Origin of the sequence: Streptomyces sp. PsTaAH-137, from assembly GCF_003259365.1 — a bacterium.
Classification (GTDB): Bacteria; Actinomycetota; Actinomycetes; order Streptomycetales; family Streptomycetaceae; genus Streptomyces.
In genome coordinates this window covers 507,726-522,746 of record NZ_QLLY01000006.1, presented here as the reverse complement: position 1 = coordinate 522,746, position 15,021 = coordinate 507,726, and the positions used below count along the sequence as shown (strand labels likewise).

Genomic DNA, 15,021 nt, shown 5'->3' with positions numbered 1-15,021 from the left:
CGGCCGGTGGCCGCTTCCCGCGCCGTTCCCCGCGCCCCCAGGTCGTTCCCCGACCGCCGGCCGGTGGCCGCTTCCCGCGCCGTTCCCCGCGCCCCTGAGGCGGGCGCTTCGCGCCGCCTCCCCCTAAGGCTGCGGCTTCGCCGCGCCTCTTTGCGGGGCCGCCGCCCAAGGGTGCGTCTCTCTTGATGAGATGCCGCACGAAGTGCGCATCTCAGGGGCGCGGGGAACTGCGCGAGAAGCCCCACCCACCCGCAGACGAACAACAACCCAGGGGCGCGGGGAACTGCGCGACCAGCCCCCACCGGAGCCGCAGACGAAGGCTAGCCCCGCCTCACTTCAGCGCCCTCCCGAAGAACTCCCCCTTGGCAGCCGCCAGTTCGACCCGCGCCGCAGGCTCCCCCTCCCAGTCGAAGTGGCCGGCCTCCAGCACCAGCAACTCCCCGCCCCCACCCAGCGCGTTGAACACCGCGAACTGCCCCGGCGGCGGCACCGACGGGTCGAAGAGGGCGGCGGCGACCAGGGTCGGCTTCGTCAGGCGCGTCGCCGCCGTGGCCGCGTCGAAGTAGCCCAGCACATCGACGACTTCGGGGTGCAAGGAGTGGTGGCGCCGGACCGCGGCCCCGCTTCCCGCACAGTCCAGCGTCAGCCGCAGCGGATGATTGCCGAACGTCGGCACCGTCAGCTCACCGGCGGCGAACCGGTCGTCCCAGGGCAGGGCCAGCGCCCCGAGCCCCCCGCCGAAGCTCTCCCCGAGGTAGCCTAGGCCGTCGCCGGAAGCCACCGACTCCCCCAGTTCCGGGACCAGTTCGAGCAGCGCCGACGCCGCGCACCACAGATCGGCGACGCACTCCCCGATGACGTACGTCTCCCGCGAAGCGATCCCGTGCAGCACATGCTCGGCGGAGACCGACGGCACCCCGTCGACGAGCCCGCGCTCCACCATCCCCCGCACGCACGGCAGGATCGCCGCCGACCGGGGCAGCGGCAGCGGCACGTCGGGGCCCGCCGCGTCACGGCCGCCGTAGCCGTGCCCGATGACGAAGCCGTGCTCCGCGGGACCGTCCACGGGCAGCGCCAGCCAGCCGCCGAGCCGCACGTCCCCGACCGAGGTGTAGGTCACCTCGAAGATGCGGACGCCGTCGCGCTCCTCCACGAGCGGCCCGATCTCCGGCCTGGTCGGCACCGCCCGCGCGGCCTCGTACCGACCGCGCCAGAAGGCGTCGAAGTCGGCCGGGACACCGTCGGGCGCACCGACGCCGCGCAGGTCGGCGAGGGTGTAGCCGTATGTCGGGTCGAACGGGAAATCGTGCGAGAAGACTGTCATGGCCGCGACCTTAGGACAGAGATCACATCCGGTACAGGCCAATTCTTCCGAGGTGGTCCGTCTCAAAGTGGAATGTCTGTTTTACGCTCGCCCCATGCGGGCGGGCGCCCAGGTCACGCCCGGCCGCGCCCGGCGGTCCCACAGCTCTCCGTCCCGTTACGGGAGTGTGACCAAGACCCCTCTTGCCACATCGGAGGCGGCTGCCACAGAGTGATGTATGCGCTTACAGACAGCGCATACATTCCACGGTCCGCTCAAGGAGGAGCCGTCCATGAACCGCCGCGCAACCACCGCCGCGATCGCCGTCAGCCTGGCGTCCGCGCTGACCCTCACCGCCTGCGGCGGCTCCGGCGGCGACTCGGTCGCGGCCGACGCGAAGCAGACGCTCACCGTCTGGGCCATGGGCACCGAGGGTGAGAAGCTCGCCGACGTCGCCAAGGTCTACGAGAAGGCCAACCCGAACATCACGGTGAAGGTCACCCCGATCGGCTGGGACGTCGCCCACCAGAAGCTCGTCGCCGCCGCGGCCGCCAACAAGCTGCCCGACGTGATGCAGATGGGCGGCAGCTACATGACCGAGTTCGCGGACATGGGCGCCCTGGAGCCGGTCGACACCAAGACCTTCAAGGAGAAGGACTACTTCCCGGCGGGCTGGGAGCAGGGCGAGTACGACGGCAAGACCTACGGCGTGCCGTGGTACGTCGACACCCGCGTCCTCTACTACCGCACCGACCTCGCCAAGAAGGCGGGCATCGACAAGGCCCCGGCCACCATGGCGGAGCTGAAGACGGCCGCGGAGAAGTACCAGAAGGCCGGTTCGAAGTACGGCCTGTCGATCCAGCCCAACGGCCTGGACTCGGTGCAGAGCTTCTACCAGTTCCTGTACTCGGCCGGCGGCCAGATCGTCACCAAGGACGGCGAGACCGTCGCCAACAGCCCGGCGGCCGTCAAGGCCCTGGAGAACTACACCAGTTACTTCAAGAAGGGCCTCGCCGCGAAGTCGGTGCGCCCCGGCTACGACGTGACCAAGGACTTCAACACCGGCGCCGTCGCGATGTTCTTCGGCGGCCCCTGGCACATGGGCCTGCTCGACGACAACTACCCCGACCTCAAGGGCAAGTGGGCCATCGCCAACGTACCCACCGACAAGACCTCCGCCTCCATGGCGGGCGGCTCGGCCCTGACGATCTCCGCGGACAGCGAGCACAAGGCCGCCGCCAAGAAGCTCGTCCAGTACCTCACGGGCACCGAGGGCCAGGCCGACTGGTTCCAGCGCACCAAGGACCTCCCGGCCAACATGACGGCCTGGAAGTCCGGTGACCTGGCCACCGACCCGAAGATGAAGGTCTGGAAGAAGCAGATGGAGTCGGCGCAGGTCTCGCCGGCCCAGCCCAAGTGGTCCGAGATCACCTCGAAGATCGACACCGCGATCGAGGACGCCGCCCAGGGCAAGTCCTCCCCGAAGGCCGCGCTCGACAAGGCGCAGAGCGAGATCGAGGGCCTCGTCCAGAAGTAACCCGCCTCACGAAAGAAACCCCCACCCTCCGGCCGTCCAGGCACACACCGGAGGACGTCCGAAGGGCGGACCATGTCCACCACGACACCCACACCCGCGCGCTCCGGGGCCGACAAGGTCCCGGACGGCGGGTCCCCGCAGGACGCGGGGCGGCGCAGGAAGCGCTCGATGGGGAAGCAGAACCTGGCCGGCTGGCTGTTCTCCACCCCGTTCCTCGCGCTGTTCGGCGTCTTCATGCTCTTCCCGATCGTGGCGACGCTCGTGATGAGCTTCACCGACTTCGGGCAGCGCAACGTCCGCAAGCCGATGGACGCGAACTTCGTCGGCCTGGAGAACTACACCAAGCTCTTCAGCGACGACCAGTTCCTGCGCGCGATGTTCAACACCGCGTACTTCGTGGTCATCGGGGTGCCGCTGACCATCGGGCTCGGGCTGCTGATCGCGGTGCTGCTCAACAACGGGATCGACCGCGCCCGCACCTTCTTCCGGGTGGGCTTCTACGCGCCGGTCGTCACGACGATCGTCGCCGTGGCCATCGTGTGGCGGTTCGTGCTCGACCCCTCGGACGGACTGATCGCCGGGCTCGGTGACGAACTCGGCTTCACCGCACCGGACTTCCTCGGCTCGGAGACCTGGGCCATGCCGTCGCTGATCGTGATGGCGGTGTGGCGCAACCTCGGTACGGTCATGGTCCTCATGATCGCCGGACTCCAGGCCATCCCGGCCGAGGTCCGCGAGGCCGCCCGGCTCGACGGGGCGAGCGCCTGGCAGGAGCTGCGCCGGATCACGGTGCCGCTGCTGCGCCCGACGCTCCTGTACGCCACGGTCATCACGACGATCGGCTACCTCAACGTCTTCGAGGAGCCCTTCGTGATGACCCAGGGCGGTCCCTCCGACTCCACGCTGACCGTGTCGCTCGACATGTACTTCCAGGGCTTCCGGTTCTTCAACATGGGCTACGCGAGCGCCATGGCGTACGTCCTGTTCGTGGTGATCATGGGCATCACGGTGCTGCAGCTGCGACTGATGAAGGACAACACGAAATGAGCGCCGTCACCCCCGCCCGCCGGCCCGCCGGCCGAGGCCGCAAGCCGCTGCTCTACGTCGTCGCCTCGCTCGGTCTGCTGGTCATGGCCGCGCCCTTCCTGTGGATGGCGCTGAGCGCCTTCAAGACCAAGAAGGACCTGACCGCGAGCCCGCCGGTCTGGATCCCTTCCGAGTGGACGCTGAAGAACTTCACCGATCTGCTCGACCAGCTCGACATGCCGCGGTACTTCCTGAACTCGGTGATCGTCGCCGTGCTCGTGACCGTGTGCAACCTGCTGTTCTGCTCGATGCTCGGCTACGCGCTGGCCAAGCTGAACTTCAGCGGCCGCTCGAAGGTCTTCGGCGTCGTGCTCGCCGCCCTGATGGTCCCGGCGAACCTGATGGTCCTGCCGCTGTTCGTGCTGATCAACCAGCTGAACCTGCTGGACACCTACGCGGGCCTGGTGCTGCCCTTCGCGGCGGGCGCGTTCGGCGTCTTCCTGATGCGGCAGTTCATGCAGTCGATCCCGGACGAGCTGCTCGAAGCGGCCCGGATGGACGGCGCCGGCGAGTGGTACATCTTCTGGCGGATCGTCCTTCCGCTGGTCAAGCCCGCCCTCGCGACGCTGACGATCTTCACGTTCCTCGGGTCGTGGAACAACTTCATCTGGCCGCTGATCGCGACCAACGACCCCGACAAGTACACCCTCCCGGTGGCCCTCGCGACCTTCGCCAACGACCCGAACCGCACGGTCGGCGGCGGCAACGGAATGCTGATGGCGGGCTCGCTGCTCGTCGTGCTCCCCGTGCTTGTCGTCTTCGCGGTCCTGCAGCGCCACTTCACCCAGGGCATCGCCACCGCCGGCATGAAGTAGGCCGTATCCGGTCCGTCCCGGCCCCCCACACACGCACGTAGAAAGACAGGCATCATCACCATGACGCTCACCCCTGCCCCGACGCGCACGACGCCCTTCCCCGACGGCTTCCTGTGGGGCGCCTCGACCGCCGCCCATCAGATCGAGGGCAACAACGTCAACAGCGACTGGTGGCGCAAGGAGCACGACCCTGCGGCCGGGATCCAGGAGCCCAGCCTCGACGCCTGCGACAGCTACCACCGCTGGGAGCAGGACATGGACCTGCTCGCCGAACTCGGCTTCACCGACTACCGGTTCAGCGTCGAGTGGGCCCGCATCGAGCCCGTCCGCGGCTACTTCTCGCGCGCCGAGATAGCCCACTACCGCCGGATGGTGGACGGCGCGATCGCCCGCGGTCTGCGGCCCAACGTCACGCTGCACCACTTCACGATCCCGCAGTGGTTCGAGGACCTGGGCGGCTTCACCGCCGAGGGCGCCGTCGAGCTGTTCGCGCGGTACGTCGAGGAGTGCGCGCCGATCATCGCCGACGGCGTCGAGCACGTCTGCACCATCAACGAGCCGAACATGATCGCCGTGATGGCCGGTCTCGCCAAGCGCGGTGACCAGGGCTTCCCGCCCGCCGGGCTGCCGTTCCCCGACGAGGAGACGACGCACGCGGTCATCGCCGCGCACCACGCCGCCGTGAAGGCCGTGCGCTCGATCAAGCCGGAGATCAAGGTCGGCTGGACCATCGCCAACCAGGTCTACCAGGCCGAGCCGGGCGCCGAGGAGGTCACCGCCGCCTACCGCCACCCGCGCGAGGACATCTTCATCGAGGCCGCGCGCGGCGACGACTGGATCGGCGTGCAGTCCTACACCCGCACGAAGATCGGCACGGACGGCCCGATCCCGGCCCCGGCCGACGCCGAGCGCACGCTGACCTCGTGGGAGTACTACCCGGAGGCCGTCGGCCACGCGATCCGGCACACCGCCGGGCTGATCGGCCCGGACACCCCGATCGTCGTCACCGAGAACGGCATCGCCACCGGCGACGAGCAGCGCCGGATCGACTACTACGCGGGCGCGCTCGACGCGGTCGCGGCCTGCATGGAGGACGGCATCGACGTCCGCGGCTACCTCGCCTGGAGCGCGCTCGACAACTACGAGTGGGGCACCTACAAGGCGACGTTCGGCCTGATCGGCTGGGACGGCGAGACGTTCGCGCGCACGCCCAAGCCGGCCGCGCACTGGCTCGGCGGGCTCGGCCGCGAGCAGGCGCTGCCGCGTATCTGACCCCTCATGCCGGTGGGCGGCGGCTCGACCTCCACGTCGCCGCCGCCCACCCCTGATCCGCCGCGGGCGGCCCATCCCCCGGGCTCGCCCGCGGCTCACGGGACCGCGGACCCTGACCCCCGCCGTCCCGGTCCCGGGGCCCGCGACACCTGACCTCGCGGGTCCACCACGGGCGGGTCCGGCGCACACCTGATCAGCGCAGGACCCGCCCGCCCCGACAGCACGAGCACCACGAACTTCCCTTCCACAGCTGCCCGTTCGGACCTCCCGGGAGAAGGACCTTCATGGATCGCCGTACGTTCCTCATGGCCGCCGGTGCCGGTGGCGCCGCGCTCACGCTGGGCGCCGCCCCGGCCGCGAGCGCCTCCGCCGCCGTCGACCCGGCCCTGCTGCGCACCTGGTTCCGTGCCACGTACCGCTCGATCGAGGCGATGACGACCGGCCTCGGGCTCGCCGCCGACAAGATCGACGTCAGCGGCAGCGGCACGCCCGTGCCGTCCGTGCAGACCTCGCCGACCAACATCGGCTGCGGCCTGTGGGCGACGGCCGCCGCGGGCGGGCTCGGGGTGATCACCCGGGGCGAGATGGAGCGCAGGCTGACGCGGACGGTCGCGGCCGTGGAACGTCTTGAGCGGGCGCACGGGTTCTGGTTCAACTGGTACGACGCGCACGACGGCAGCGTCCTGACGACCTGGCCGGCGACCGGTGACACGGTCCGCCCGTTCCTGTCCTCGGTGGACAACGCCTGGCTGGTGACCGGGCTGCGGATCGCGGCCGACGCCGCCCCGGCGCTGCGCCCGCGCGTCGCGAAGCTGCTGGCCGGCGCCGACTGGTCGTACTACTACACGCCGTACGACCCGGCCGACCCGGTGGCGGGCCCCGGCCAGCTGCGCGGCGGCTTCTGGCCCGACAAGCCCGGCAAGGGCGAACCGACGGGCCACCACTACGGCGCCCTCAACACCGAGCCACGGATGGCCAGTTACCTCGGGATCGCCGACGGCAGCCTGCCCGCCGACCACTACTGGCACCTCTTCCGGACCCTGCTGCCGGGCAGCGGTCAGGAGCAGGAGCAGGAGGGTTCCTACGTCGCCATGGACGGCGTCCGCGTCTGGCAGGGCCATTACACCTACCGCGGCCGCGCCTTCGTGCCCACCTGGGGCGGTTCGATGTTCGAGGCGCTGATGGTGCCGCTGTTCGTGCCCGAGCCGGAGTGGTCGCCGGGTTCCTGGGGCGTCACGCACGCCCGCTATGTGCGCGGCCAGATCGAGCACGGCCTGGAGGAGGCGGGATACGGCTACTGGGGGTTCTCCCCGGCGAACATCCCCGAGGGCGGCTACCGCGAGTACGGCGTCGACGCGCTCGGCATGCAGGAGGACGGCTACCACTCGCTCGGCGTCGTCACCCCGCACGCCTCCTTCCTCGCACTGCCGTACGCCCGCCGGGAGGCGGTGGCGAACCTGAAGGCGCTGGCCGCGGACTTCGGCGCGTACGACGACAGGTACGGCTTCCGCGACTCGGTGGACGTCACGACCGGCCGGGTCAGCGACTTCGTGCTCGCGCTCGACCAGGGCATGATCGCCGCCGCGCTGGCCCAGCAGCTGCGGCCCGGGCTCCTGCAGCGGCCGTTCCGCACGGGCGGCTTCGCGGCGCGCGTGCGGCCACTGCTGGCCGAGGAGCGGTTCTCGGTCTGACGCTCCGGCCCCACAGACGGGTGCCGCGACCGTGAGGGTGCTGTGGGGGCGCCCCGGTCGCGGCACCTTCTTTACGGACATACGCTCCCAAACGTGACGCCCGCCGCTTCTGTGCGCCCGATAGCCGCGCGGACGGCCGCAGCCGTGCTGCTCACCCTGGCCTGGCTGCTGCTGCCCGCGTCCCCCGGCCACGCCGACGATCCGGTCACCCTGTCCCGCACCGGCCAGCTCACCGACAAGGTGAACGCCCTCGGCGACCGGAAGGACGCGGCCGCCGACGCGCTGGCCGACCTCGACGACGCGCGCGGCATCCAGCTCTTCGTCGTCTACGTACGCGGCTTCTCCGGCCGCTCGGCGCAGGACTGGGCCGATGCCACGGCCGACAAGAACGGGCTCGGCCTCAACGACGTCCTGCTCGCCGTCGCCACCCACGACCGGCAGTACGCGTTCTCCGTCGACCAGGACTCCCGGCTCACCGACGCCCAGATCCAGGACATCGCGCAGACCGCAGTGGAACCGGCGCTGCGCAAGAACGACTGGGCGGGCGCCGCCGTCGGCGCGGCGAACGGCATCGGCGCCGCCGTCGCGGGGCGGCCCGTGCCCACCCCGACCGTCACGCCCGGCAACCCCGACCCGGGCGCGGGCGACTCCGGCGGCAGCGGCGCGGGTGACCTGGTGCTGCCCGTGATCGCCGTCGGCGGCGCCGGTGCCGTGGCCGCGTTCGCCTACACCCGCCGCAAGCGGCGCGGGAGCACGGGCCGCCCGTCAGGCGGCGGCGCGCAGGGCTGGGGCAAGCCGCAGGAGACCCCGCTGCCCGAGCTGGACAAGAAGGCCAGGCTGCTGCTGGTCGAGACCGACGACGCGGTGCGCACCAGCACCGAGGAGCTGGGCTTCGCCACCGCGCAGTTCGGCGAGGACGCGGTGAAGGAGTTCCAGACGGCGCTGGCGGCCGCGCAGACCGAGCTGACGGCCGCGTTCAAGCTCCGCCAGCAGCTCGACGACGCCTTCCCCGAGGACGACGCGACGAAGCGGCGGATGCTGGAGGAGATCGTCAGCCGGTGCACCAGGGCAGGCGAAGGGCTCGACGCGCAGTCCGCCGACTTCGACCGGCTGCGCGCCCTGGAGCAGAACGCGCCCGAGGCGCTGGCCCACGCCGAGCGGGCCTTCCGCGAGCTGGCGGCGCGCACGACGGGTGCGCAGGAGACCATGACCGCGCTCGGCACCCGGTACGCGGCGTCCGCGCTCCAGAGCGTCGTGGGCCATGTCGAGCAGGCCAAGGACCGGCTCGTGTTCGCCACCACCCAGCTCAACCAGGCGCGCGGCAGTGTCGACGCGGGCGAGGCCGGCAAGGGCGCCGTCCATCTGCGGGCCGCCGAGGGCGCCGTCGACCAGGCCGCCACGTTCGTCACCGCGATCGACCGGCTCGCCGGTGAGCTGGCCGAGGCCGACGAGAAGCTGCCCGCCGCGCTCACCGAGTCCGACACCGACCTCGCGGACGCGCACGGCCTCCTGGAGGGCACCGGTCAGGACGTGTCCACCGCCGATCTGCGCGGCCGTATCGCGCGGGTCGAGTCCGTCGTGGGCCAGGTGCGCGCGGAGCTGGCGGCGGGCCCGTACGACCCGATCGACGCGCTGCGCCGGGTCGAGGAGGCGGACACAGTGCTGGACGAGGCGCTGGTGGCGGCGCGCGAGCGGGAGGCGGGCACCGCGCGCGCCCGCTCCCTGCTCGGCCAGGCCCTGCTCGCCGCGCGCAGCAGTACGGGCGCGGCCTCGGACTTCATCACCACGCACCGCGGCGCCGTCGGCAGCGAGGCCCGCACCCGGCTCGCGGAGGCCGAGCGGCGGCTCGCGAACGCGCAGGCCGGGCAGGAGAGCGACCCGGCCGCCGCGCTCGCCGAGGCGCAGCAGGCCGACGCGCTGGCCCGGCAGGCGCAGGCGCTCGCCGAGCGGGACGTGCGCGGGTACGGCAATCCGTACGGGGGCGGCGGCGGGCGCGGCGGCAGCGGCATGGGCGGCGCGGTGCTCGGCGGGATCATCCTCGGCGGACTGCTGAACGGCGGGCGCGGCAGGGGCGGCATGGGCGGCGGAGGCGGCGGGTTCGGCGGGGGCGGGTTCGGCGGCGGGGGCGGGCCCGGCAGCTTCGGCGGCGGGGGGACGCGCGGCCGCCGGGGCGGCGGCGGGCGCTTCTGACCCTCTTCACCCACCCACCTGTTCACCCCGTACGTGAGGACTTGACCATGACGAAGCAGACCATCCTCGGCCGGGTCGCGCAGCTCGCGAAGGCCAACATCAACGCGCTGCTCGACGGCGCGGAGGATCCGCAGAAGATGATCGACCAGCTGATCCGCGACTACACGAACAACATCGCGGAGGCCGAGGAGGCTGTGGCCACCACCATCGGCAATCTGCGGATGCTGGAGCAGGACCACAAGGAGGACGTGGACGCGGCCGCCGAGTGGGGCGGCAAGGCACTCGCGGCCAGCAAGAAGGCGGACGAGCTGCGGGCGGCCGGGACCGCGGCGGAGGCCGACCGGTTCGACAACCTCGCGAAGGTCGCCCTCGGCCGGCAGTTGCAGTCGGAGAAGGAGGCGAAGGACGCCGAGCCGACGATCGCCGCGCAGACCGAGGTGGTCGGCAAGCTCAAGTCCGGGCTCGACCAGATGAAGACGAAGCTGACGGAACTCCAGTCGAAGCGGGATCAGCTGGTGGCCCGCGCCAAGACGGCGCAGGCGCAGAACCAGATGCTGGACGCGGCGAAGAACATCGACGTCCTCGACCCCACCAGCGAGCTGGGCCGCTTCGAGGACAAGGTGCGGCGCGAGGAGGCGAAGGCGCTCGGCAAGCAGGAGCTGGCCGAGTCCTCCCTCGACGCGCAGTTCGAGCAGCTGGACTCGCTCGGCGACGCGGCCGAGATCGAGGCCAGGCTGGCCGCGCTGAAGAGCGGTTCCTGAGTTCTCCGGCCCTCAGAAGAGGCTGAGCAGGGCCTCCGTCGGGTCGACCATCCCCGCGTTGCCGTCCGGCAGCGGGAGTTCGAACCAGACGGTCTTGCCGCGCGGGGTGCGCCGCGAGCCCCAGGACGCGCTCAGCAGACCGACGAGCTGGAGTCCGCGGCCGCCCTCGTCGGTGTCCCGGGCGCGCCGCCTTCGCGGCTGCACGAGACCGGCGTCCCACACCTCGCACACCAGCGAGCGGTCGAGGAGCAGCCGGAGCCTGATCTCGCCCTCGCCGTACCGCAGGGCGTTGGTGACCAGCTCGCTGACCAGCAACTCCGTGGTGTCGACGAGGGGTTCCAGATCCCAGGCGAGCAGTTGGGTGCGCGTCAGCTCGCGGGCCCGGCCGACGGACTTGGGTTCGCGCGGCAGCGTCCAGTCGCCGACGTTCCCGGCCGGCAGGCCCTGGATGCGGGCCATCAGCAGGGCGATGTCGTCCTCGCCGTGGTGGGTGTCGAGGGTGTTGAGGACGTGGTCGCAGACGTCCTCCAGAGCCGGTGACGGGTCGTCGAGGGCGGCCCGGAACGCGGACAGGCCCTCGTCGAGCGGGTGGTCGCGCGATTCGACCAGGCCGTCCGTGTAGAGCGCGAGCAGGGAGCCCTCCGGGAGTTCGACCTCCACCTCCTCGAAGGGTTCACCGCCGACGCCGAGCGGCATGCCCGGCGGTACGTCGAGCATCAGCGCGCCCTCGCCGGGTTCGACCAGGACCGGCGGGAGGTGGCCCGCGTTGGCGAAGGTGCAGCGGCGGGTGACGGCGTCGTAGACCGCGTAGACACAGGTGGCGAGGTACACCTCGGAGAGGTCCTCGCCGCCCTGGTTCGCGGTGCGGGCGGCGCGGGTGGCCTGCTGGACGCCGCCGGGGGTGCCGAGACCGCGGGCGATCTCGTCGAGCGCGCTGAGCACCTCGGCCGGTTCGAGGTCGAGCAGGGCCAGGGTGCGTACGGCGGTACGCAGTTCACCCATGGCGACGGCGGCGCGCAGGCCGCGGCCCATCACGTCACCGACGACCAGCGCGGTGCGGTGGCCGGGGAGTTCGATGACGTCGAACCAGTCGCCGCCGACCTCGGTCGCCGCGTTGCCCGGCAGGTAGCGGCAGGCGATGTCGAGGCCGGACGCCTCGGGGTTGTCCGGCGGGAGCAGGGAGCGTTGCAGTATCAGCGCGCGCTCGTGCTCGCGGCGGTAGAGGCGGGCGTTGTCGATACAGACCGCGGCGCGGGCGGCCAGCTCCATGGCGAGGGCCCGGTCCCGCTCGTTGAACGGCTCGCTGCCCTTGGTGCGGGAGAACTGCACGAGGCCGACGACCGTGTCGTGCGCGACCATCGGCACGGCGAGCGTCGACTGCACGAGGCCGCCGGGCTGCGCGGGCAGGGTCTGCGGGCGGGCGGTGCGCAGGGCGTCCGCGCAGGCGGAGTTGAACGCGAAGCGGTGCACCGCGCCGACGCCGACCGGCTCCTCGCCGCCCAGGTCGAGGAAGGGCACGTCGGCCACGGCGCTCGCGGCGGCGACCCGGCGCAGCTCGGCGCTGCCGTCGGCGAGCCGGTGGTTGGCCAGCGCCGTCTCGTCGCCCGAGAGCAGGCCCTGGTACAGGTCGACGGAGGCCAGGTCGCAGAAGCCCGGCACGACCACGTCGAGGAGTTCGCGGGACGTCGTCTCCAGGTCGAGCGAGTTGCCGATGCGGGCGCCCGCCTCGTTCAGGAGGGCCAGATTGCGCCGGGCATGGGCGGCCTCGCGGGCGGCGGCGTGCCGCCGGGTGACATCGCTGGCGAGCCCGGCGATGCCGATGGGCCGGCCCGAACCGGTGTGGACGCGATAGAGGTTGATGGACCAGTGGCGGCGCTCGGACGAGTCCGGGGCGGGGCCGACGAGCTGCATGTCGGTGACGGCGTCGCCGGTCTCCAGGACCCGGCGCAGCGCGCCCTGCACCCGGTCGGCCTCGTGGCGCGGCAGGTAGTCGTGGACGGTGCGGCCGCGGTGGTCGTCGACGTGGCCGCCGAAGACCGAGGTGAACGTGCGGTTGGCCCGCTGGACCTTGAGGTCGGTGTCGAACAGCAGGAAGCCGAAGGGAGATTGACCGAAAATCGACTGCGACGCGGCGAGGTCCGTCTCGATGCTCCGCAGGGTCTGGACGTCGACGACGACGCAGACCGCGGCACGCTCACCGGACTCGGTGGTCGTCGGCATCACATAGACCTCGGCCGTACCGTACGGCTCCCCGGCATCACCCGGCCCTTCGCCGCGCGTCCGGAACGGTACGACGCCGGTCCACTCGCGTCCGTCCAGGATCTCGGCCATCTTGCGGCGGCCGCGGTCGCGCAGCTCGGGCGGGACGAACGCCTCGACGGGGTCCTTGCCCACGGCGTCCCCGGCCGTGATGCCGAAGATCTGCGCGGCCCGCAGACTCCACTGGTCGATCAGCCCGTCGGGGCCGATCGAGAACGAGGCGACCTTGATGTAGTCGTAGATCGACCCGGGCGGACTCGTCTGCCAGATGTCGGCGATCGGCCCGATCTCCGCTTGCGCCTGCTCCGGCGACGTCCGGCCCGCATCCGGCGTCGACGCCGCGTCCGGGGCGTTCTTGGACGCCCCGGCCTTCGCTGGTATCTCGCTCACGCGAACCGTCCCCTCCAGCTCACCGCGTCCGGCACCGGTCACCGGGGCGGCTGCCCGCAGTATCCAGCACTACGGAGCCGCACGACACGGTGTTCACGATCACACCACGGTCCCGACCCTTTTTGGCCCGTCGGGACCGACTGTTTCCGTACCCAGAGTGCAGGTGCGTCCACACACCGCGTTCTCCAGTCGAGTTCCACATTCCCGTCTCTTAACCAGGTGCGACCTACTTAACCGGGGCGGGTGCGGCCGGGCGGTCTCAGCCGGGCAGGGCCAGCTCGAACCACACGGTCTTGCCGCCGGTCGCCGCGCCGCCCGGCCGGGTGCCCCAGCGCCGGGAGGCCTCGGCCACCAGTTGCAGGCCGCGGCCGCCCTCGTCGTCGGGGGTGGCCGTACGGGCCCTGGGCGGGTCGGGCAGCGGGTCCGAGACCTCGACCAGCAGCGCCCCCGCCCTGCCCTCCGGGCGGACCAGGCGCACTCCGATCGGGCCCGACGCATGGCGCAGGGAGTTGGTGACCAGCTCGCTGACCAGCAGAATCGTGATGTCGCTCAGCTCGTCCAGGTCCCAGGCCGCCAGCTGTCCCCGGACCGCCGTGCGGGCCCTCCGTACGGCCATGGGGTCGGCGGGGAAGGCCCACTCGGCGACATCGCCCTGGGTGTGGAGCACACCGATCACTTCCCTGACCCGCGAGAGGTTCTGCCCGATTTCATAGGGTTAATCGGGATATACCCGTACGGGTGGGGTGTTATCGCGGAAGCCCTACCGGGCTGGTACGTACGGCGTACGACTCCGCCCCGGGCACACTGCCCCGCGCCCCTGGATCGTTCTTCGTCCGCGGGCCGGTGGCCGCTTCTCGCGCAGTTCCCCGCGCCCCTGGGTGGTCCCTCACGCGCGCCACCGTCGTGGCCGGTCGCGCAGTTCCCCGCGCCCCTGAGGCAGGCGCTGCGCGCCGCCTCCCCTGAGGCTGCGCTCCGCGCGCCTCCCGATGGGGCGACGGCGGTGCGCCTCTCTGATGAGATGGCGCACGAAGTGCGCATCTCAGGGGCGCGGGGAACTGCGCGACCAGCCACGACGAGAGGCGCGGGTCTAGGGCTCCGTCAGGGACTTCACCGCCGGGACGTCCTGGTCCAGCCAGTTCACGGACCAGATGTCGGACGGGGCCAGCCAGCGGAGGTCGTCGTGGTCCTGGAGGGGCTCGGGCGCCCCCGAGTCGAGAGCGCAGCGCCAGACACGGAGGACGTAACCGGGCTTCAGCGGCCATTCACCGGGAACCCTGGACACGGGCCGCGCCTCGACGCCCAGTTCCTCGCGGAGTTCACGGACGAGGGCACTCTCAGGAAGCTCCCCGGGCTCGACCTTCCCCCCGGGCAACTCCCACCGCCCGGCAAGCTCCGGAGGCGCACTGCGCCGCGCGGCGAGCACCCGGCCGTCGGTGTCGTACAGGGCGGCGGCGACCACCACGACGACCGGTTCGGTCTGATCAGTCATGCGGCGGAGCCTACGGCCCCGTCAGCGCACCGTGCCGTTCCGCACCGTGGTGGTGTTCTCCGCCAGGCGCTCGACCCAGTACAGCTGTTTGTGGCCGTGGGCATCGAGGCTGTCGGCGATGCGCTGGGCCTCCGCCCTGGTCGCGTAGCGGCCCACGCGATAGCGGTTGCCATTGTCGTCCTGGCGTATGACGAGCCACGGAAGTGTCGTCGTGCCGTCGTTCATCGT

At 71.7% G+C, this 15,021-nt stretch carries 12 protein-coding genes; 7 read left to right on the top strand and 5 right to left on the bottom strand.

Going from position 1 to position 15,021, the window contains the following annotated elements; all coding sequences use genetic code 11:
• Nucleotides 1–331: 331 nt before the first annotated feature.
• Entirely contained in the window at nt 332–1,324 is a 993-nt protein-coding gene (locus K377_RS16930) for an acetylxylan esterase (protein WP_111664159.1), read from the bottom strand.
• Nucleotides 1,325–1,595: 271 nt separating this feature from the next.
• Between K377_RS16930 and K377_RS16925 the strand changes: the two genes are divergently transcribed.
• The 7 genes from K377_RS16925 to K377_RS16895 all read left to right on the top strand — a co-directional run bounded on the left by K377_RS16925 (nt 1,596) and on the right by K377_RS16895 (nt 10,655).
• Nucleotides 1,596–2,840: a sugar ABC transporter substrate-binding protein gene (locus tag K377_RS16925; RefSeq protein WP_111664158.1), complete on the top strand. Its 1,245-nt coding sequence runs from the start codon at nt 1,596–1,598 to the stop codon at nt 2,838–2,840.
• A gap of 72 nt (nt 2,841–2,912) precedes the next feature.
• A complete protein-coding gene (locus K377_RS16920) occupies nt 2,913–3,887 on the top strand; it encodes a carbohydrate ABC transporter permease (RefSeq protein WP_111664157.1) in 975 nt (324 codons plus the stop codon).
• Entirely contained in the window at nt 3,884–4,741 is an 858-nt protein-coding gene (locus tag K377_RS16915; protein ID WP_111664156.1) for a carbohydrate ABC transporter permease, read from the top strand. Before K377_RS16920 ends, K377_RS16915 begins: the two co-directional genes overlap by 4 nt.
• Nucleotides 4,742–4,801: 60 nt before the next feature.
• Nucleotides 4,802–6,013 (top strand): glycoside hydrolase family 1 protein, encoded by a 1,212-nt coding sequence (locus tag K377_RS16910; protein ID WP_111664155.1) that lies wholly within the window; start codon nt 4,802–4,804, stop codon nt 6,011–6,013.
• Nucleotides 6,014–6,297: 284 nt separating this feature from the next.
• Nucleotides 6,298–7,704 carry a glucoamylase family protein gene (locus K377_RS16905; protein ID WP_111664154.1) on the top strand — a complete coding sequence of 469 codons (1,407 nt, stop codon included), beginning with the start codon at nt 6,298–6,300 and terminating at the stop codon, nt 7,702–7,704.
• Nucleotides 7,705–7,797: 93 nt separating this feature from the next.
• A complete protein-coding gene (locus K377_RS16900) occupies nt 7,798–9,894 on the top strand; it encodes a TPM domain-containing protein (RefSeq protein WP_258395057.1) in 2,097 nt (698 codons plus the stop codon).
• 47 nt (nt 9,895–9,941) lie between these two features.
• Complete coding sequence (locus K377_RS16895) at nt 9,942–10,655, top strand: PspA/IM30 family protein (protein WP_111664152.1); 714 nt, start codon at nt 9,942–9,944, stop codon at nt 10,653–10,655.
• 12 nt (nt 10,656–10,667) lie between these two features.
• On the opposite strand, the gene K377_RS16890 is transcribed toward K377_RS16895, so the two are convergent.
• The 4 genes from K377_RS16890 to K377_RS16875 all read right to left on the bottom strand — a co-directional run bounded on the left by K377_RS16890 (nt 10,668) and on the right by K377_RS16875 (nt 15,018).
• Nucleotides 10,668–13,304, bottom strand: a complete 2,637-nt coding sequence (locus tag K377_RS16890) for a SpoIIE family protein phosphatase (RefSeq protein WP_343238087.1) — start codon at nt 13,302–13,304, stop codon at nt 10,668–10,670.
• 259 nt (nt 13,305–13,563) lie between these two features.
• Nucleotides 13,564–13,980: an ATP-binding protein gene (locus tag K377_RS16885; RefSeq protein ID WP_111664150.1), complete on the bottom strand. Its 417-nt coding sequence runs from the start codon at nt 13,978–13,980 to the stop codon at nt 13,564–13,566.
• A 411-nt stretch (nt 13,981–14,391) separates the two neighbouring features.
• On the bottom strand, nt 14,392–14,793 hold the full coding sequence (locus tag K377_RS16880) for a (deoxy)nucleoside triphosphate pyrophosphohydrolase (protein WP_111664149.1): 402 nt from the start codon (nt 14,791–14,793) through the stop codon (nt 14,392–14,394).
• A gap of 21 nt (nt 14,794–14,814) precedes the next feature.
• On the bottom strand, nt 14,815–15,018 hold the full coding sequence (locus K377_RS16875) for an SPOR domain-containing protein (RefSeq protein WP_111664148.1): 204 nt from the start codon (nt 15,016–15,018) through the stop codon (nt 14,815–14,817).
• Nucleotides 15,019–15,021 lie beyond the last annotated feature (3 nt).

What these genes read in the sequence shown, in the direction of transcription:
- K377_RS16915 (WP_111664156.1), top strand. Translation starts at nt 3,884, where the DNA reads ATGAGCGCCGTCACCCCCGCCCGCCGGCCCGCCGGCCGAGGCCGCAAG.
- K377_RS16905 (WP_111664154.1), top strand. Translation starts at nt 6,298, where the DNA reads ATGGATCGCCGTACGTTCCTCATGGCCGCCGGTGCCGGTGGCGCCGCG.
- K377_RS16895 (WP_111664152.1), top strand. Translation starts at nt 9,942, where the DNA reads ATGACGAAGCAGACCATCCTCGGCCGGGTCGCGCAGCTCGCGAAGGCC.
- K377_RS16910 (WP_111664155.1), top strand. Translation starts at nt 4,802, where the DNA reads ATGACGCTCACCCCTGCCCCGACGCGCACGACGCCCTTCCCCGACGGC.
- K377_RS16930 (WP_111664159.1), bottom strand. Translation starts at nt 1,324, where the DNA reads ATGACAGTCTTCTCGCACGATTTCCCGTTCGACCCGACATACGGCTAC.
- K377_RS16920 (WP_111664157.1), top strand. Translation starts at nt 2,913, where the DNA reads ATGTCCACCACGACACCCACACCCGCGCGCTCCGGGGCCGACAAGGTC.
- K377_RS16880 (WP_111664149.1), bottom strand. Translation starts at nt 14,793, where the DNA reads ATGACTGATCAGACCGAACCGGTCGTCGTGGTGGTCGCCGCCGCCCTG.
- K377_RS16925 (WP_111664158.1), top strand. Translation starts at nt 1,596, where the DNA reads ATGAACCGCCGCGCAACCACCGCCGCGATCGCCGTCAGCCTGGCGTCC.
- K377_RS16875 (WP_111664148.1), bottom strand. Translation starts at nt 15,018, where the DNA reads ATGAACGACGGCACGACGACACTTCCGTGGCTCGTCATACGCCAGGAC.